General features: G+C 34.8%; 18 protein-coding genes. 13 read left to right on the plus strand and 5 right to left on the minus strand.

Annotated elements, in window-relative coordinates; all coding sequences use genetic code 11:
* The first annotated feature begins 409 nt into the window (after positions 1-409).
* The 3 genes from Q0977_RS08920 to queE all read left to right on the plus strand — a co-directional run bounded on the left by Q0977_RS08920 (position 410) and on the right by queE (position 2,768).
* A complete protein-coding gene (locus Q0977_RS08920; RefSeq protein WP_299512765.1) occupies positions 410-1,387 on the plus strand; it encodes a DUF4003 family protein in 978 nt (325 codons plus the stop codon).
* Between the two features lie 245 nt (positions 1,388-1,632).
* Positions 1,633-2,061: a 6-carboxytetrahydropterin synthase QueD gene (gene queD, locus Q0977_RS08925; protein ID WP_299512768.1), complete on the plus strand. Its 429-nt coding sequence runs from the start codon at positions 1,633-1,635 to the stop codon at positions 2,059-2,061.
* A complete protein-coding gene (gene queE, locus Q0977_RS08930) occupies positions 2,058-2,768 on the plus strand; it encodes a 7-carboxy-7-deazaguanine synthase QueE (RefSeq protein WP_299512771.1) in 711 nt (236 codons plus the stop codon). Before queD ends, queE begins: the two co-directional genes overlap by 4 nt.
* A gap of 308 nt (positions 2,769-3,076) precedes the next feature.
* On the opposite strand, the gene Q0977_RS08935 is transcribed toward queE, so the two are convergent.
* The gene (locus Q0977_RS08935; protein WP_299512774.1) at positions 3,077-3,862 is read right to left on the minus strand and encodes an HAD family hydrolase; all 786 of its coding nucleotides are present in this window, start codon (positions 3,860-3,862) and stop codon (positions 3,077-3,079) included.
* A 272-nt stretch (positions 3,863-4,134) separates the two neighbouring features.
* Here Q0977_RS08935 and Q0977_RS08940 point away from each other — a divergent pair, with 272 nt between their 5' ends.
* Positions 4,135-4,989, plus strand: coding sequence for a glycerophosphodiester phosphodiesterase (locus Q0977_RS08940; RefSeq protein WP_299512777.1), 855 nt, complete (start codon positions 4,135-4,137; stop codon positions 4,987-4,989).
* Positions 4,990-5,128: 139 nt separating this feature from the next.
* Here Q0977_RS08940 and Q0977_RS08945 read toward each other — a convergent pair whose 3' ends face one another.
* The 4 genes from Q0977_RS08945 to Q0977_RS08960 form a co-directional block, all read right to left on the minus strand.
* Positions 5,129-6,340, minus strand: coding sequence for an MFS transporter (locus Q0977_RS08945; RefSeq protein WP_299512780.1), 1,212 nt, complete (start codon positions 6,338-6,340; stop codon positions 5,129-5,131).
* 34 nt (positions 6,341-6,374) lie between these two features.
* Positions 6,375-6,902 carry a GNAT family N-acetyltransferase gene (locus tag Q0977_RS08950; protein WP_299512783.1) on the minus strand — a complete coding sequence of 176 codons (528 nt, stop codon included), beginning with the start codon at positions 6,900-6,902 and terminating at the stop codon, positions 6,375-6,377.
* Positions 6,903-7,092: 190 nt separating this feature from the next.
* Entirely contained in the window at positions 7,093-7,434 is a 342-nt protein-coding gene (locus Q0977_RS08955) for a zinc ribbon domain-containing protein YjdM (protein WP_119414515.1), read from the minus strand.
* Between the two features lie 84 nt (positions 7,435-7,518).
* Positions 7,519-8,379, minus strand: coding sequence for a patatin family protein (locus tag Q0977_RS08960; protein ID WP_299512792.1), 861 nt, complete (start codon positions 8,377-8,379; stop codon positions 7,519-7,521).
* 227 nt (positions 8,380-8,606) lie between these two features.
* On the opposite strand from Q0977_RS08960, the gene Q0977_RS08965 reads away from it, so the two are divergent.
* The 9 genes from Q0977_RS08965 to Q0977_RS09005 all read left to right on the plus strand — a co-directional run bounded on the left by Q0977_RS08965 (position 8,607) and on the right by Q0977_RS09005 (position 17,495).
* Complete coding sequence (locus Q0977_RS08965; protein ID WP_299512795.1) at positions 8,607-8,876, plus strand: hypothetical protein; 270 nt, start codon at positions 8,607-8,609, stop codon at positions 8,874-8,876.
* A 145-nt stretch (positions 8,877-9,021) separates the two neighbouring features.
* Positions 9,022-9,819 (plus strand): trans-aconitate 2-methyltransferase, encoded by a 798-nt coding sequence (locus Q0977_RS08970; RefSeq protein WP_299512798.1) that lies wholly within the window; start codon positions 9,022-9,024, stop codon positions 9,817-9,819.
* Between the two features lie 107 nt (positions 9,820-9,926).
* Entirely contained in the window at positions 9,927-10,847 is a 921-nt protein-coding gene (locus Q0977_RS08975) for an LD-carboxypeptidase (protein WP_299512801.1), read from the plus strand.
* A 184-nt stretch (positions 10,848-11,031) separates the two neighbouring features.
* The gene (locus Q0977_RS08980; RefSeq protein ID WP_119414522.1) at positions 11,032-11,856 is read left to right on the plus strand and encodes a M55 family metallopeptidase; all 825 of its coding nucleotides are present in this window, start codon (positions 11,032-11,034) and stop codon (positions 11,854-11,856) included.
* Positions 11,857-11,892: 36 nt separating this feature from the next.
* On the plus strand, positions 11,893-12,831 hold the full coding sequence (locus Q0977_RS08985) for an ABC transporter permease (protein ID WP_119414523.1): 939 nt from the start codon (positions 11,893-11,895) through the stop codon (positions 12,829-12,831).
* A complete protein-coding gene (locus tag Q0977_RS08990) occupies positions 12,828-13,763 on the plus strand; it encodes an ABC transporter permease (protein WP_119414524.1) in 936 nt (311 codons plus the stop codon). The genes Q0977_RS08985 and Q0977_RS08990 overlap by 4 nt, the downstream gene beginning before the upstream one ends.
* A 5-nt stretch (positions 13,764-13,768) precedes the next feature.
* The gene (locus Q0977_RS08995) at positions 13,769-14,818 is read left to right on the plus strand and encodes an ABC transporter ATP-binding protein (protein ID WP_299512807.1); all 1,050 of its coding nucleotides are present in this window, start codon (positions 13,769-13,771) and stop codon (positions 14,816-14,818) included.
* A 54-nt stretch (positions 14,819-14,872) separates the two neighbouring features.
* Positions 14,873-16,498, plus strand: a complete 1,626-nt coding sequence (locus tag Q0977_RS09000; protein ID WP_299512810.1) for a peptide ABC transporter substrate-binding protein — start codon at positions 14,873-14,875, stop codon at positions 16,496-16,498.
* A gap of 73 nt (positions 16,499-16,571) precedes the next feature.
* Positions 16,572-17,495, plus strand: coding sequence for an LD-carboxypeptidase (locus Q0977_RS09005; protein WP_299512813.1), 924 nt, complete (start codon positions 16,572-16,574; stop codon positions 17,493-17,495).
* Positions 17,496-17,498 lie beyond the last annotated feature (3 nt).

A 17,498-nucleotide genomic window follows, 5' to 3' on the forward strand; every position in this document is an offset into this window, starting at 1 on the left:
GTGACTTTATTCTATCAAGAAAAGGTCTTCCTTTTTCTATTAAAATTTCTATTTACACAAAATATTTTATACTCTCCTATAAACACCCTGTTTAATTATGGATAAAATAAATTTAATATAGTAAGTATCAAGAAATTTTCCAATAGAATAGTGGGAATAGGACTATTCGGAGCTGAAATTAGATAATGAATACAGTATTACTAAGTTATTGAATAGTAGTAAAAATGAGATTAAATCCTGGCATGATAAAAACTTTGAGATCGTGCAATACTTTTTATAGTTTTATTGCTCAGTTCATGTATTTGTGAAACCTCATACCCATTTAACTCGTAGAAAAACTTAGAAGGTATAAAGATACTACCGTTATCATTCATGAAATTCTAAAAATAAGAAGAGAAGAGTGAAGCTAATGGAAAATAAGGCGTATATTGAGTTGTTGCAGATAAATTATGATAAAATCACTAACTATTTAAGTTGGACGGTTGATAAACGAATTTTATTAATGTTGGCAAGTCATTATAGTGCGATGGGGAAAACCTTTTCTTATGCATCATTTGAAACAGTCATTGATGAAATAAAAAAACAAACAAGCTGGTTTTCTACTTTACGTAGTAGTAGCAACCTTCTTTATAGTGTTGCAATGTTGCTAGATGGAAAAAAAGAGCCACAACAATCAGTAAGTGAATTAATCAAGAACGAGGAGATTCTAAAGCAGGCGAATTTCAAACGATCTGTATATAGCTATATTTCAGCTCTTTTTTTAACAGAAGATTTGGAACAAAAGCAAATACATGCTGAGAATGCAAAAAGATTGTATGATGATATTCGTAAACGCCACCCTTTCTTAACATCGCATGAAGATATGGCGTATTCAGTATTACTAAGTAACAATGAAGAAGAACCTGAACTCCGTGCAAAAACGATGAATCGTTATTATACAGAACTACGAAATAATAATTTTTCATTAGGAAATCATTTGCAATGGCTTTCTCAAATTATGACCATTAACAGTCCTGATTATCAAGAACACATGGTACCTTATATTGTTCAAATCCGTAGTGACCTCATACAGCGAAATGTTAAATTGAAGAAGGAACATTATCCTTTACTCGGTTTTTTAGCTATAGCAGGTGCAAAAACAGAGCATATTGATCAACTCACAGCTCTTTACGAAGAAGTAACAAAGATGAAGTTATTCCGATGGTATAAAAGTTTGGCATTCAGTACTGCTTTGCAAAAGGTCCTTCCTGAACTTGCAAATTTAGAGGAATCCTTTGATATGAGCGTGGTGAACAATTTAGAAATGCTAATGCAAGCTGAACAGGCGATGATAGCGACTACTACTATTGCTACCGTAGCAGTAGCATCTGATACATCGGGTGAATAAATGCTGATTATTATTTTTTAGGAATTAAATTACATTGTTTCTAGGTAACTACTATTTGTGCTATAATTTAATCAAATGAAAATATAGAGGTTCTAGCATACCCTCTCTAAAAAAACTAGGAAACAGTACTGCTTTCTTAGTGGTACTGTTTTCTTTTTGGAAAGAAGAACCTTTCAAATTTTTAGATACAGTTTATTTGTTTAGTAGTGATTAAAAATAAAATAATCTAGAAAGGATTTGATTTTATGCTTCAACAATTTTATCCGCAACCGCCTTCTCATCCATATCCATTTGAATTAAATAAAGATATGCATTTTGCTGCGGCTCATTTTATTCCAGATGAAAGAGCTGGAAAGTGTGCTTTCACTCACGGGCATACCTATTTTGTTAACCTTACGATAGCAGGTGAACAGTTAGATGAAATGGGCATGCTTGTGAACTTTAGTGATTTGAAAAAAATCGTTCATGATAAATATGATCATCAACTATTAAATGACTTCCCTGAATATAAGAAGAGAGCTCCATCAACGGAGGAAGTTTCTAGGCAAATATATCAGTTAGTAGAGACTCATTTGGTAACCTTACCAAATAAGCCGAAATGTTTACAAGTAATTGTTAGAGAAACACCGACATCGTATTGTATTTATCGTCCGAAAAGAGAAGAGAAGGCATGAAGATCCCGGTAATTGAAATTTTTGGTCCAACCATGCAAGGAGAAGGAAGAGCAATTGGGCAAAAGACAATGTTTGTTCGGACAGCGGGGTGTGATTATCGCTGTCATTGGTGTGACTCTGCTTTTACATGGGATGGGTCTGAAAAAGATCGAATTCGTTTATTAGATGCAGAAGAAATTTATGATGAATTAAAAGAAATAGTGGGAAACAATTTTCAGTACGTTACTATTAGCGGTGGGAATCCTGCTCTTATTGGAAAACCAATGGCTGAATTTATCCAATTATTGCGAAAGGATAATATTAAGGTGGGGATAGAAACACAAGGTTCAAGATGGCAAGATTGGTTTGGATTTGTTGATGATCTTACTATTTCTCCAAAACCACCTAGCAGTGGCATGGAGACGGATTTAATTATATTAGATGAAATCATTAGCCGGCTTCCTCTAGATCTACTTAGCTTGAAAGTAGTTGTTTTTGATGACAATGACTTTCTATTTGCAAAAAAGATTCACAAACGTTATCCAGATGCTGAGTTCTTTTTATCAGTTGGCAATCCCAATCCAAATGAAACAGGTGATATTTATCCAAGACTATTAAAATCACTCGAATGGTTATGGGAGAAAGTCATCAAAGATCCAGAAATGAACACTGTTCGTGCATTGCCACAATTACATGCATTAGTTTGGTCTAATAAGCGCGAAGTGTAGATGTATCGTATTCTTTTGATGACAACCATCACCGCGGATAAAATTGTTACTAAAAGATTCTTATTCTCTAGGGAGAGAGAATAAGAATCTTTTTTTGTGTGTAGATGTTACGATGAAAACGATTGGAATTGTACTGCCACTATAATATCGAAAATATTTACTGAATTTCTTTAAGTCTACTCTGTTAAATTCCTATTACGAGCTAATAGAAATGAATGAGTAATCTAGCATTTCTGATCAGATTAGTTTCTTTTCTTTCTGTTAATTTATCCATTCTAATTTGATGTTAAAATATATTTTACCTAAACTTATAACCTTTCTATTACTTGAGCTACACCATCTTCGTTATTAGATCTAGTCACAAAGTATGCTCTTTCTTTTAGTTCAGGTATTGCATTTTCCATAGCAATTGGAAAGCCACATGAATTAAATAATCCTAAGTCATTCCAATCGTCACCGAAGACCATTACATTACTTAATGAGATATTCAATCGAACACAAAGGTTTAAAACTGCTCTTTCTTTAGAAACGTCTTTTGCCATAATTTGAATTAGGGTTCCTGCATCAGTACAGACGGCATTTACTTTTTGTTCAAATTGTTTTTTAAATTTTTCATAGTCAGGATAATGGGTGATTAATATTTTCGATGCACTTTTCTTTTTTAATTCATCCAGAGGGAGGATTATTGGATTTATGACTGCATTCATAGCCTTGCTATAATCTTTGGACTTGTTGCTATACCATATATCTTCAGACTCGATGGAGAGGCTGGTTTCAGAAGGACGATCAGATAGAAATGTTATTATTTCCTCTACTATAGCCGACTCAATTGGATAATGCTCTTTGTAACCTTTAGCTTCGTCAATTATTAAAGCCCCATTATAATAGACAATAGTTGATATTTCTCGCAGTTCTTGGGGGAGAAATACTTTAACTGAACGTGGAGCTCTAGCTGTAGCAAATATAACAGTAATTCCTTTCTTATGAATCTGCAAAATAGCTTTTTTGCTTCTTTCAGTTACCTCTTTTCTTGAATTTAATAGAGTTCCATCTAAATCAAAAACTACTGCTTTGATCTTTTTAGCTACTTCCATGTTGGTATCACCTTAGCCTTTTAGTTTTGTTTAATCCATGGCAATAAATTTCTTTCAATGAACTAATATAGATCATTTTCTTTAATATACTTCAGTTACGCTTTCAATATATTATAAATTATTTTGAACTTTAAAAGTTAAATTTGTAAATTCACTATCTGTAATTCAATTATGGCACTAATCAATTATCAAAATTTACAATCCTATTAAAAGAGATTAATATTCTCCTGCTATTATTGACTAGAAGTCTATTAATAGAGGAGATGTTGGAATTGAAAAGAAAATGGTTATCTGTTCTGGGTGCTTTTGTAATAGTAGCGAGCTTTGCAACAAATGGAGAAACAGCTATGGCTAAAGAAAAATATAAGTATGTGGAAAACGTTGCACATCGAGGTGCTTCTGGATATGCTCCAGAGCATACAATTACTTCATATCAAATGGGAGAAAAACTGCATGGTGATTATATTGAGATTGATTTACAGATGACCAAGGATGGCCAATTAATTGCTATGCATGATGAAAAGTTGGATCGGACAACAGATGGGATAGGCCTTGTAAAAGACCATACTTTAGATGAGATTAAACATTTGGATGCTGGAAGCTGGTTTAATGAAGCATATCCACAGTATGCTAAGCCAGAATATGTAGGGTTAAAGGTACCTACTCTTGAAGAGATTTTCTTGAAATTTGGAAAAAATGCTAGTTATTATATTGAAACGAAATCCCCTAACATATACCCTGGGATGGAAGAAGAACTTTTACGTCTTATAAATAAGTACAATATCAACAAGAAGAAATTACTGGTGCAATCCTTTAGTGCAGATAGTCTGAAAATAATGCATGAATTGGATCCATCATTAAAACTTATTCAATTGTTATCTTATAAAGGAAATGCAGTTATAACAGATGATGAAATCACAAAGATAAAAGAATATGCAATTGGAATAGGTCCTAACCACACGTATTTAAATAAAGAATATATACAAAAAGTAGTTAACAGTGGTCTTGAAGTTCATCCATATACAGTAAATACTAAAGAAAGAATGCAGCAGCTAATTGACTGGGGTGTGACAGGAATGTTCACGAACTTTCCTGACTTACTGAATCAGGTGAAGAAAGGAAAGTAAGTTGAATAGGGGAGAGTTTAATGATGCTCAGAAATATTGATATAACAATATTTCTAAGCATCTTTTAATTTTAAATTAGAAGAGTCTGCATCTTTAGGAGTATTCCTGCAAATCATATCTTTTAAAAAGAAATCTTTCATTATAAGACTTCTTGCTCTAGCTTTAATTGGTGCTTTTGAGAATACAGAATATAGAATAATACTCCTGCAAGTAAGATACTTATTATACCGAAAGTAATTGCGGTTGTTTGAAGGGTAAACCATTCTGCAAAGAGACCTAGTAATATTGTAAATAATATTTGTAAGATACTTTGAAAAATGTTTGCGATACTACCAAAACGACCCATCAATTCGGTTGGCACACTTTGTTGATAAAGTGTTTCGTAACCTGTGTTACTAAATGCCATAAAAAAGCCAAGTAAAATAAAATTTATAAGCGCCCATAAACTTATCGTTGATGCATAGAAAGCTGTATAAAAAAGCATGGTAAGGATCATGCCAAAAGCCAAATAGGAAAGAGAAGACAATTTTTTGGATAAGCTTGCTGCTACAATTCCCCCTAAAATAGCTCCTGCTCCAGCAATACTTACAAATGTTCCGTATAAGCTATCTGAAAGTGCTAAGTCCTGCTTCATGAATGTTGCTTCTTGAGAATCAAGAGCAAATGCAATCATTAACGAAGATTGATATAGAAAATAAATCGATATAAATAATTGTTTTTTTCTGATGAAAGAAACTACTGTTATGTAATCATTTTTGAACATTTGCCAAGTAACACGTGGCTGTAAATCACCTTCACCACCCTCTATATTGGGGAGAAAGAAAATGGTCATTGCACAGATTAAGAATGTAAAACTATTAAACCAAATTGTCACAGTTGTATTAAAAAGCATGATGAGGAGACCTGCGATTGCTGGTCCTACTAAAAAGGCACCGGAATTAAATGTGCCAAGTAAAGCGTTGAATCGTTGCCTGTCTTCAAAATATACAAATTTTGTAATATAAAATGTACTACTTGGTCCAAAGAAACTACTCGCAATATTTGTTAAAAATACGAATGTATAGATGAGCCAGATAAAGTCCATAAATGGCATACAAAAAACGATAAGCCCTCGTAATATATCTGTTATAATCATTAATCTACGTTTATTCATACGATCAATAAAAGAGCCTGCCACCAAGTTTGTTAATACTCTTGCTGTGGGTCCTACAACAAAGATTCCTGCCATTGCTGCAGGAGATTTTGTTAAATGCCATACAAATAAATTAAGCGCTACAAGGTAAATCCAGTTTCCTAAATTAGAAAAACCTAAACCAACTAATAACAGCCAATATTTTCGAATAATTTTCATGATGTATCCCCCATTAAAGGTTACTAACCCATTATTAGTTCTTTAGCTTTTCTAAAACTTTGTCAACGTCATCCCATATATATACTATTTCATCGAGTATTTTCCCACCTATTTTGACTTGAACTGTTTTGTAAAGCTTTGCACCATAATATTCATAAAAATAGCGTGTTTTGTTCTCGGCTAATACTTCGACAAAAATGCTTTGATAGCCTAATTGTTTAATCTTTAGAAACAGTCGTTCTAGTAATTTCCTTCCTATACCTTTTCCTTGATATTCTTCAAGTAAATAGATGGATGTTAAGTCACTTGAATTGGGTATTGTATTCGTGTCTCTTTTCCAGAAATCTGCAAAGCCAATAATTTCCCCTTTAGTATTCTCTGCTACTAATAGAAAGTTGTCTTTTCGTTCAATATTATGTATCCATAGTTCAGTTCTTTGCTCATATGATAAATTGTTTAAAAAGTCATCTGGAATAATTCCTTTATAAGTAGTTCTCCAGCTATCTACATGAACTTTTGCGATTCCTTTTGCATCATGAATGGTTGCCTCTCGTATTTTCATATAAAAAACACCCCCGACCTAAATTTTGCTTAGGATTTGATATTAATGAATGAATTCGATATAGATGTTTAAATACCTGTTAAATATATTTATTTAACAAATTAAAGAACATAAAAAAGCATCTATAAAGAATACTCAAAGATTCTTTATAAATGCTTTTCTGGGACTTTAAAAATTGTTTTATAGCAAATTATAGTTTTTTTACATATTTAGAACGTATATAAAGGGCGCCAAATCCATCGGCTTTTCCTTCTAAGTCATGACCATCTACATCAACAAATCGGATATTTTTAACTTTTGTTCCTATTTTGATATTCGATGTTGCACCTTTGACGTTTAAATCTTTTACAACGGTAACGGTGTCTCCTTCTGATAAAGGATTGCCCACACTATCGCGAATAATGCTTGCTTCTTCGGCAACTTGTTGTTCGTGAGCTGTCCATTCGTGTGCACATTCTGGGCAAACAAATAATGCTCCATCTTCATATGTGTAGGTCGATTGACATTGTGGACAATTTGGGATTCGTTCCATGTACTTTCCTCCAATTAGTGTACTTTTCCTTTTTAGATTGCCATAGATTGCTTATTTCTACAATGATATTTTTGTACAAATATATCAGATTTGCAAAAATGTCCTTAATTCTGTCATTTGTTCTGCAGCTTGTTCATATCCCATTTGATAATTTGTGCGAATTTGATTTAGATCTTTTTCAAAGCTATGAAGTGCAGTTGTAGGACGGAAGATAAATGCTTTTCCTTCTGCTTCTAGTTGTTCGCAGTAGTCTAATGATTCATTATAATGGTCGACGCGTGTTTCCATACTTTTGACGATAGCAGGATAGCGTTTTTTGAGAAGTTTCATCGCAATTTTGCTTTGACGATCTAGCTTTTTACGATAACCTTTTGGGCGAGTTAGGATAATAACATGCTTTTTAAAACCTTCATCGACGGTATGGCGAATGGGAATTGGTTCGGCTAGTCCTCCATCATAGTAAGGGATGCCATCTAACTTAATCTCTGGAAAGAGTACAGGAATAGCACATGTAGCTCGGAGCATCATACATTTTCTATCCATTTCTAGAGCGTCTTTATATTCAACTTGTCCTGTATGGGCATTGGTTACACCGAATAATAATTGACCGTTGTATTGTTGATAGGTATCCCAATCGAATGGATAGAGTTCATTTGGAATTGTATCGTATCCAAATTCTAAACCAAATAAGCTTCGTTCAGTAAAAAAATTACGCATGCCCATATAACGTTTGTCATGACGATAATTTAATAATGTGTATACCATACGTTCTTTTTGTTGAGAAACATAAGCAGATGCATTAATGGCTCCTGCCGAAATCCCAACAATATAAGGCATCATAATCTGGTGATCTAAAAAAGCATCTAACACACCACCAGAGAAAAGCGTCCGAAAAGTACCTCCTTCTAATATTAAACTTGTATTCTCTACATTTACTTGTAACATGGTATCCTTCTTTCTAGTAAAGAGATAATTGTCCTGAATGATTATCTGTTAGAATTTAGAGCTGTACTCGATTCTTAGTATTTTCTTTAGTTTAACATCTAATATTAAAATTTAATAAGAATCATCTTATATAATGTAATAAATTATTAAAAACTATTGATTGTATAAAGTAATGGCAATTTGTAAATTCTGGTTTTAGTAGACCATGAATATAGGAGGTTGCCAGTATGTATATGCGAACAGAACATAAAATTATTTATTGTTACAATTGCAAAGCGAATACACTTTATCATCACAAAGATACACATGGAAACAGTTATGTAGAAAGCCATTGCGCGGAGTGTGGTTGGTTAGAATGGCAGAATAGGGCTGTAGAGCGTGAAAAACAGAAATGGATTGAATTTAACAATAAGAATGGTTTAAATGTCAAAATACCAATTTTTAAAACTGATGTTCAATTTGAGGATGATTCGGAGGCAAATTCTTTAGAAATGTAAATATAGCATATTATCTTGAAATTATTAAGGAGCTCCATCACATAGGGCTCCTATTTTTTTGAAAATAAGGTTTTACTATATACATAAGAAAGTGGATAATATTAGCAATACGAAGAAGTTAATAATTAAAAAGTGGGGAATTTAAATGAAAAGCTATGGACAAGATTTATTTAAAGGAGCAGCAAAATATTATTCGAAGTATAGACCGTTATATCCAGCTTCTTTAATAAGATTCTTAGTTAAGAGATTTTCTTTAGATGGTAATGGGAAAATGCTGGATTTAGGTTGTGGTACAGGTCAATTAGCGCTTAGATTCTCTGATTGGTTTGAACAAATTGTTGGAATAGATCTAGACCTCGAAATGATTCAGGAAGCAAAAAGGTTAACTACAGAATTAAGAGCTGAGAATATGAATTGGTTTAATGGAGACATAGATAGCTATCGAGAAAATTATAAAGAACCCTTTAGATTGGTCACAATTGCAAAAGCATTTCACTGGATGGATCGTACAGTCGTACTTGAAACATTATATGACATGGTTTCTTTAAATGGCGGTGTAGCAATCATCGATAATTATTCGCCAAACAAAGTAGTCCTACCTTGGCAAGAGAAAGTTAATGAAGTAGTTCAACAGTGGTATGGTGAAGAAAGAAGAGCAGGAAATACTACATATTCACATCCAACAATAAGCCATCAAGAAGTGATAGAAAAATCACCTTTTGATTTAGAAGTATATCAAATGCCAACTTATGATCAAATATGGACAGTCGATTCGATCATTGGCAATATCTATTCAACATCCTATGGCAGTAAACGATTTTTAGGAGAGCGTGCTCAACTATTTGAAGATCATTTAAGGGAAGAATTATTGGCTGTAAATGAAACAGGAATCTTTAAAGAAAAGATTGAAACATCGGTTAAATTAGCTATAAAAAATGGATGATTGACTTATCTTAAATTCTGCCATGATAATGGCATCTATTCGCTTTTTTAACCGGAAATTTGGTAAAGTAGAGGGTAGTTATATAAACTATCATAGGAGTTTTGAATATGAAAAGACGTCCACCACGATTACACAAAGGGGATACTGTAGGAATTATTGCACCTTCTAGTCCTCCAAATATAGAAAGATTAACGAAAGCTTTAGATTTTTTAGATGAATTAGGATTGCATTATGTGTTAGGTAATACCGTTCAGCTACATAATCACTATTTAGCGGGTACCGATCAAGAGCGTGCACAAGATTTACAAGAAATGATTGAAGATCCAACTATTAAAGCAATTTTTTGTGCAAGTGCAGGCTTCGGTGCTGCAAGAATAGCTGATAAGATTGATTATTTACTATTAGAAGAAAATCCTAAAATTTTCTGGGGCTTTTCTGATATCACATTTTTGCATACTGCAATCGGTATGTTTTCTGATATTGTCACTTTCCATGGTCCTACCTTATCAAGTATTGGCCGCGAAAATGTAACGGAACGTACAAAGCATATGTTTGAACAATTATTCCAACCTGCAGAAATTCACTACGATGAAAGTATTTCACCACTTACAACAATTTGTGGCGGAGCAGCTCGGGGTGAGATAACAGGTGGAAACCTAACATTAATCGCGAATAGTTTAGGAACAAAATTTGAAATTGACACTGCCGGGAAGATTCTACTAATTGAAGATATCGGTTTAGAGCCAGCTCAAATCGACGGATTGTTGAACCAATTGAGACAAGCACGTAAATTCGAACAAGTAAAAGGTATTGTTATTGGCGAATTTACTGAAATACATCCAAGAGAATACGAAGATTCGCCAAGTTTAGACGAGCTATTTGAATCCTACTTTAAAGATTTAAATATTCCAGCCGTGAGCGGTTTTAAGATTGGTCATTGCGAACCGAATGTAGGAATTCCGTTAGGCGTAGATGTCCTATTAGATGCAGAAAACAAAGACTTAGCTATTCTTCCTGGAGTAGAGTAGCGTACAAAATAAAATCCAATTTTCATATGAGAATTGGATTTTTTATTTTGCAAAAGGATTATTTATTGTATTTTATGTAAAAATAAAGTAATGTCATATTTTCTTACGTATAAATAATTGAATATTCTAAATATTTTTGTTAATCTAGCAATAAGGACAGCAAGATTGATAGGGGGAGAGATTAATGAAATATTTTCTTTCAGTAGATATGGAGGGTATTACGGGGTTACCTGATTATACTTTTGTCACATCATCAGAGCGAAACTATGAAAATTCCAGAAGAATCATGACGCAAGAGGCGAATGCAATTATTGAATCTGCATTTAAAAATGGAGCTACTGAAGTATTGGTGAATGATAGTCACTCTAAGATGAACAATTTATTAGTAGAAGAGTTGCATGAAGAAGCAACTCTAATATCCGGAGATTTTAAGCAATTTTCGATGGTACATAATGTTGACTCAAGTTTTGACGGTGTCTTATTTGCTGGATATCATGCACGCGCAGGTATGCCAGGGGTAATGAGTCATTCAATGACATTTAGTTTTCGAACAATCTTTATAAACGATGTAGAAATAGGAGAAATTGGCTTCAATGCATATGTGGCAGGGTATTATGGGGTACCTGTCATTTTTTTAGCAGGTGATGATTGTGCATGTCGTGAAATAGAAGCACTTGTACCAGGTGTAGTAACAGCAGCCGTGAAGGAAACCATTTCACGCTCTTGTGTAAAAACACTCCATCCTAAAAAGGCAAGAGAATTAGTTGCTGAAAAAGTAGCTGAAGCAATTGTTAAAAAAGATGACATTAAACCATTAACACCACCAGATAAGCCAGTATTAAAAATTGAATTTACGAATTATGGTCAGGCAGAGTGGGCTGCTTTAATGCCAGGAACCAGAATTATTGAAGGGACTACAATCGTTGAATTTAAAGCAAAGGATATTCTCGAAGCTTATCGTGCAATGTTAGTAATGGCTGAGCTTGCTTTCCAAGCACGCTACTGTTAAAGACATCTAAGAGCACACACAAAGGGGGAGATTTCTATGGTGAAATATATTATCCAGCGCTTTTTGATGATGATTGTGACGATTTTAATCATTGCTACTTTAACGTTCTTTTTAATGCATGCCATTCCAGGATCACCATTGGATAGCGATCGTACAACAAATCCAGCGATTCAAGAGAATTTGGAGAAGTTTTACAAGTTGGATCAACCGCTTTCCTCGCAGTATGTAAGTTATTTAAAATCAATCATAACATTTGATTTTGGACCTTCTATTAAAAAGCCAAATGAGACTGTAAATAGTTTGATCAGTAGAGGATTTCCGATTTCGTTTGAACTGGGCATGGTGACAATATTAGTTGCGGTTATTTCGGGTGTCATTCTAGGAACGCTTGCCGCACTAAGACATAATGGTGTGGTTGACTATTTAGCGATGACGTTTGCGGTTGTTGGGATTTCCTTACCAAACTTTATCTTAGCAACATTAGTAATAAAAGTTTTCGCTGGAGAACTAGGGTGGTTTCCGGCGGCAACTTGGCAAAGTCCGATGCATATGGTGCTACCAACTCTAGCCTTAGCCACAGGACCAATGGCAATTATTGCAAGGTTGACGAGGGCAAGTATGCTTGAGGTCTTGACACAGGATTATATTAAAATGGCAAAAGCTAAAGGACTTAAACCATGGAAAATCATCATCCGCTATGCATTGAGAAATGCGATGATGCCTGTCGTTACGATTATGGGTACAATGCTAGCTAGTATTTTGACAGGAACATTTGTCATAGAAAAGATATTCGCTATACCAGGTATGGGGAAATATTTCGTTGAAAGTATTAACAACCGTGACTATCCCGTCATTATGGGGACAACCGTATTCTATAGTACTTTTCTAGTCGTTATGTTATTTCTAGTAGATATTGTTTATGGCATTCTAGATCCACGTATCAAATTGCATAAAAAAGAAGGTGACGCATCATGACGAATATCCATAAAGTTGAAGTAAAAGATGAATGGTTCAAACCAAAAGAAAAAGGTCTTGAAAAAGTAGAGACAGTTGTTCGACCATCACTTTCTTATTGGGCAGATGCTTGGAGAAGATTACAGAAAAATAAATTAGCGATGATAGGCTTGTTCTTTTTAATATTCTTAGGGGTTGCTGCTATTTTAATACCGATGCTTTCACCACATTCGGTAACAGGTACTGATTTACCAAATCAAAACAAAGCTCCTTCGATGCAACATTGGTTTGGTACCGATGAATTAGGCCGCGATGTATTTACAAGAACATGGTATGGAGCTCGTATTTCGCTGTTTGTAGGTTTAATGGCAGCAATCATCGATGTGACAATTGGCATTATTTATGGTGGTATTAGCGGATACAAAGGCGGTAAAGTCGATTTAGTTATGATGCGAATCATTGAAATCTTATACGGTTTACCGCATTTGTTAGTAGTTATCTTACTGTTGGTTGTCATGGAACCTAGTTTAACGACAATAATCGTGGCTTTAACGATTACAGGATGGGTAGGTATGGCTCGGATTGTACGAGGACAAGTATTGCAAATCAAAAACTATGAGTTTGTTACAGCTTCAAAATCTTTTGGTGCAGGGACGTCTAGAATTATTCGAAAAAATCTCCTGCCAAATACAATGGGACCTATCATTGTTCAAATGACTTTAACCGTGCCAAGTGCTATCTTCTCAGAGGCATTCTTAAGCTTTTTAGGGTTAGGAATCCAAGCACCATATGCAAGTTGGGGCGTGATGGCAAATGATGCACTACCGGTTATCTTATCAGGGGATTGGTGGAGGTTGTTTTTCCCTGCATTATTTATAGCAATAACGATGTTTGCATTCAATGTTTTAGGTGATGGTTTGCAAGATGCACTTGATCCTAAGCTTAGGGGGTGAGAGGGATGACAAGTAAAGTAAACTACGATGAACAACAACTTCAAAATCTCTCCACAAAAGTTGGAAAGAAAATGTTGGAAGTCCAAGATTTGCATGTGACCTTTAAAACGTATGGTGGAGAAGTTCATGCTGTACGTGGTGTTACATTCGATTTATATGAAGGGGAGACATTAGCAATTGTTGGTGAATCAGGGTGTGGGAAAAGTGTAACATCAAACGCAATTATGGGGCTAATCCCACAACCCCCCGGTAAAATATCGAATGGACGCATTTTTTTTAAAGGAAAAGATTTAACAAAATTAAATAAAAATGCCCTGAGGAAAGTTCAAGGTGTAGATATTTCGATGATTTTCCAGGATCCTATGACGGCTCTAAACCCCACTCTGACAGTTGGAGAACAGCTAACGGACGGTCTTAGAACCCATAAATCGATTAGCAAAATCGAAGCAAATAAAAAGGCTATTGAGATATTGAATCTTGTGGGGATACCGAACCCAGAAGAACGCTTAAAACAATACCCTCATCAATTTTCAGGTGGTATGAGGCAAAGGATTGTTATTGCAATTGCTCTTATATGCGAGCCTTTGTTATTAATAGCTGATGAACCGACAACTGCATTAGATGTCACGATTCAAGCACAAATTCTCGAGTTATTCGAAGAAATTCAAGAAAAAACAGGTGTTTCCATTATCTTAATCACGCATGACTTAGGTGTTGTTGCGAAAATAGCAGATCGAATAGCTGTGATGTATGCAGGTAAGATTATCGAAATAGGTATGAAACGTGAAATTTTCTATAACCCAACACACCCATATACAAAAGGGTTACTTAATTCGGTTCCACGTTTAGATTTGTTAGAGGAAGAATTAGAACCAATCGAGGGTACACCGCCAGACTTATTTGCTCCACCAAAAGGATGTGCATTTGCAACAAGATGTCCTTTTGCAATGGAGGTATGTGACTATGTACAACCAGAAACCTCCTATTTAACGACTAGTCATTATACGGATTGCTGGCTGCAAGATGAAAGAGCCAAGGGATTATTCAGTAAATAGGTGATAGGCACTCAGTGCTTCACATAAATATAAAAGGGGAAAGAGGGGAAATGTATGAGAAAAAAATGGCTTCCGCTAGTATTAATGGCACTTTTAACGCTTGTACTAGCAGCTTGTACAGCAAGCAAAGATGCAGGAAAAGATGACACATCTAAAGATGGAGGAAAGAAAGAAGAAAAGGTATTACGTTTAAATAACGGAGTTGAACCGTCTTCTTTTGATCCTTCAGTTGCTTTTGATGCGGTATCGTGGGCTCCATTGAATAACTTAATGGAAGGTCTTGTACGATTAAACGATAAAAATGAACCAGAACCAGCTATGGCTGAAAAAATTGACGTTTCAGATGATGGTTTAACTTATACTTTTACACTTCGTGATAATGCGAAATGGTCAAATGGTGATAACGTAACTGCAGGCGACTTTGTATATGGTTGGAAACATATGCTAGATCCAAAGACTGCATCTCCAGCAGCGTTTTTAGCTTATGTAATTGATGGAGCAGAAAGCTACAATACTGGAAAAGGCAAACCAGAAGACATTGCAATTGAGGCAAAAGATGATAAGACATTTGTAGTAAAACTAAATGCGCCTACTGAAGCGTTCTTGAACATTGTTTCAAATCCAAGTTTCTTCCCAGTGAACGAAAAGGTAGCAACTGAAAATCCAAAATGGTTTACAGAAGCAGATTCATTCGTTGCAAACGGTCCATTTAAATTAGAATCATGGGATCACGATTCTAAAATGGTTTTTGCAAAGAACGATCAATATTGGGATAAGGATACTGTGAAGTTAGATAAAGTTGAATGGGCAATGGTTAATGATTCGAGCACTGAATATCAAATGTATCAATCAGATGAGCTCGATATTTCAACAGTGCCATCAGAACTCGCTGAACAGTTAAAAGATAACAAAGAGCTAACAAATCAAGATCAAGCGGGTATTGCATTCTACCGTTTCAATGTTGATAAAAAACCTTTCACCAATCAAAAAGTTCGTAAGGCATTTGCTATGGCTGTAGATCAACAAAATATTGTTGACTATGTAACTAAACAAGGTCAAAAAGCTGCTCACGGATTTGTAAGTTATGGTTTAACGAATGCAAAAGGTGAAGATTTCCGTGAAGTAACTGGTGATTTAATCACTTTCAACAAAGAGGAAGCAAAAAAATTACTGAAAGAAGGTTTGAAAGAAGAAGGTTGGTCTAAGATTCCAGCAGTTACATTAACGTATTCTACAAGCCCAGATAACAAAAAAATTGCAGAAGCTCTTCAAAGCCAATTCAAAGAGAATCTTGGTGTAGATATCAAGCTAAAAAATGTTGAACCTGCTGTATTTATGACTGAACAAAAAGAATTGAAACACCAATTATCACGTTCATCATTCTTATTTGACTATGCTGACCCGGTAAATGCAATTGAAAGTTTTGTAACAGACTCCACGATGAACCGCACAGCCTGGTCTAATAAAGAATTTGATAAATTAATCGCAGATTCTAAAAAAGAAACAGATAATGAGAAACGTTGGAAAATGCTTCAAGATGCAGAAAAAATCTTAATCGATGAAGCGCCAATTGTTCCACTTTACTTCTACAACCAATTAGCGCTACAAAAACCGTCTGTAACAGGTGTTGTTCGTCACCCTGTTGGTTATTTAGAACTTAAATGGGCAGATAAAAAATAATAGAATTGCAGTGTCATTCTATGACACTGCAATTTCTTCCTTAAATATAAGTTGAAAGAAAGGGAGAGGTATTTTGAAAAAACGACCAAACAGATTAAAACGTGGCGATACAATTGGAATTATTGCACCTTCAAGTCCTCCAGATCAAAAAAGTTTACATAAATCATTACAATTCATAGAAGCCTTAGGACTTAATTATAAAATGGGAGAATCGGTGAATTCAGTATATGGATATTTAGCAGGAACGGATGACGAACGGTTAGATGATTTACATCAAATGTTTGCAGATCCGAATATAGCGGGAATTATTTGTGCTTGTGGTGGTTATGGAGCTGCACGCTATACGGATCGTATTAACTTTGATTTAATCGCACATAATCCAAAAGTCTTTTGGGGATATTCAGATATTACTTTTTTACATACAGCCATTGAAAGGTATGCTGGTTTCGTGACATTTCATGGACCGATGTTAGCATCAGATGTCGGCAAAGATACTTTTCAGGAGAAATCAGCGAAAATGTTCGAGCAATTGTTCGAGCCAACAGTTCTTCAATACGATGAATCCTTTGCATCAATCGAGACCTTTCATCCAGGACAATGCCAAGGTGAGTTAGTAGGGGGCAACCTGAGTCTATTATCAAATGGTATTGGTACAAAATTTGAAGTGAATACAAAAGGTAAGATTTTAATAATTGAAGATGTCGATGAAGAGCCATACAGAGTAGATTGTATGCTAAATCAGCTTCGTCAAGCTCATAAATTTGATGATGTGGCAGGTATTATTATCGCTGATTTTAGCCATGCAGAACCCCAAAAACGCAAAGTATCACTAACATTAGATGAAGTATTCGAACATTATTTTGGAAATCTTTCAATTCCAATTGTGAAGGATGTCAAGATTGGTCATTGCCAACCACATTTTGCTGTTCCTTTAGGGGCCAATGCATTCTTAGACGCGGATGAAAAAACGATCACAATACAACCAGGTGTCAAATAACAA

The organism is uncultured Rummeliibacillus sp., assembly GCF_934216135.1.
GTDB lineage: Bacteria > Bacillota > Bacilli > Bacillales_A > Planococcaceae > Rummeliibacillus.

Excerpts from the sequence above, each read along its gene's own strand:
- Q0977_RS08975 (WP_299512801.1), top strand. The coding sequence starts at position 9,927 with ATGAAAAGACGTCCACCACGATTACACAAAGGGGATACTGTAGGAATT.
- Q0977_RS08945 (WP_299512780.1), bottom strand. The coding sequence starts at position 6,340 with ATGAAAATTATTCGAAAATATTGGCTGTTATTAGTTGGTTTAGGTTTT.
- queD (WP_299512768.1), top strand. The coding sequence starts at position 1,633 with ATGCTTCAACAATTTTATCCGCAACCGCCTTCTCATCCATATCCATTT.
- Q0977_RS08990 (WP_119414524.1), top strand. The coding sequence starts at position 12,828 with ATGACGAATATCCATAAAGTTGAAGTAAAAGATGAATGGTTCAAACCA.
- Q0977_RS08920 (WP_299512765.1), top strand. The coding sequence starts at position 410 with ATGGAAAATAAGGCGTATATTGAGTTGTTGCAGATAAATTATGATAAA.
- Q0977_RS08950 (WP_299512783.1), bottom strand. The coding sequence starts at position 6,902 with ATGAAAATACGAGAGGCAACCATTCATGATGCAAAAGGAATCGCAAAA.
- Q0977_RS09000 (WP_299512810.1), top strand. The coding sequence starts at position 14,873 with ATGAGAAAAAAATGGCTTCCGCTAGTATTAATGGCACTTTTAACGCTT.
- Q0977_RS08995 (WP_299512807.1), top strand. The coding sequence starts at position 13,769 with ATGACAAGTAAAGTAAACTACGATGAACAACAACTTCAAAATCTCTCC.
- queE (WP_299512771.1), top strand. The coding sequence starts at position 2,058 with ATGAAGATCCCGGTAATTGAAATTTTTGGTCCAACCATGCAAGGAGAA.
- Q0977_RS08935 (WP_299512774.1), bottom strand. The coding sequence starts at position 3,862 with ATGGAAGTAGCTAAAAAGATCAAAGCAGTAGTTTTTGATTTAGATGGA.
- Q0977_RS08955 (WP_119414515.1), bottom strand. The coding sequence starts at position 7,434 with ATGGAACGAATCCCAAATTGTCCACAATGTCAATCGACCTACACATAT.
- Q0977_RS08985 (WP_119414523.1), top strand. The coding sequence starts at position 11,893 with ATGGTGAAATATATTATCCAGCGCTTTTTGATGATGATTGTGACGATT.
- Q0977_RS08960 (WP_299512792.1), bottom strand. The coding sequence starts at position 8,379 with ATGTTACAAGTAAATGTAGAGAATACAAGTTTAATATTAGAAGGAGGT.
- Q0977_RS08980 (WP_119414522.1), top strand. The coding sequence starts at position 11,032 with ATGAAATATTTTCTTTCAGTAGATATGGAGGGTATTACGGGGTTACCT.
- Q0977_RS08970 (WP_299512798.1), top strand. The coding sequence starts at position 9,022 with ATGAAAAGCTATGGACAAGATTTATTTAAAGGAGCAGCAAAATATTAT.
- Q0977_RS08965 (WP_299512795.1), top strand. The coding sequence starts at position 8,607 with ATGTATATGCGAACAGAACATAAAATTATTTATTGTTACAATTGCAAA.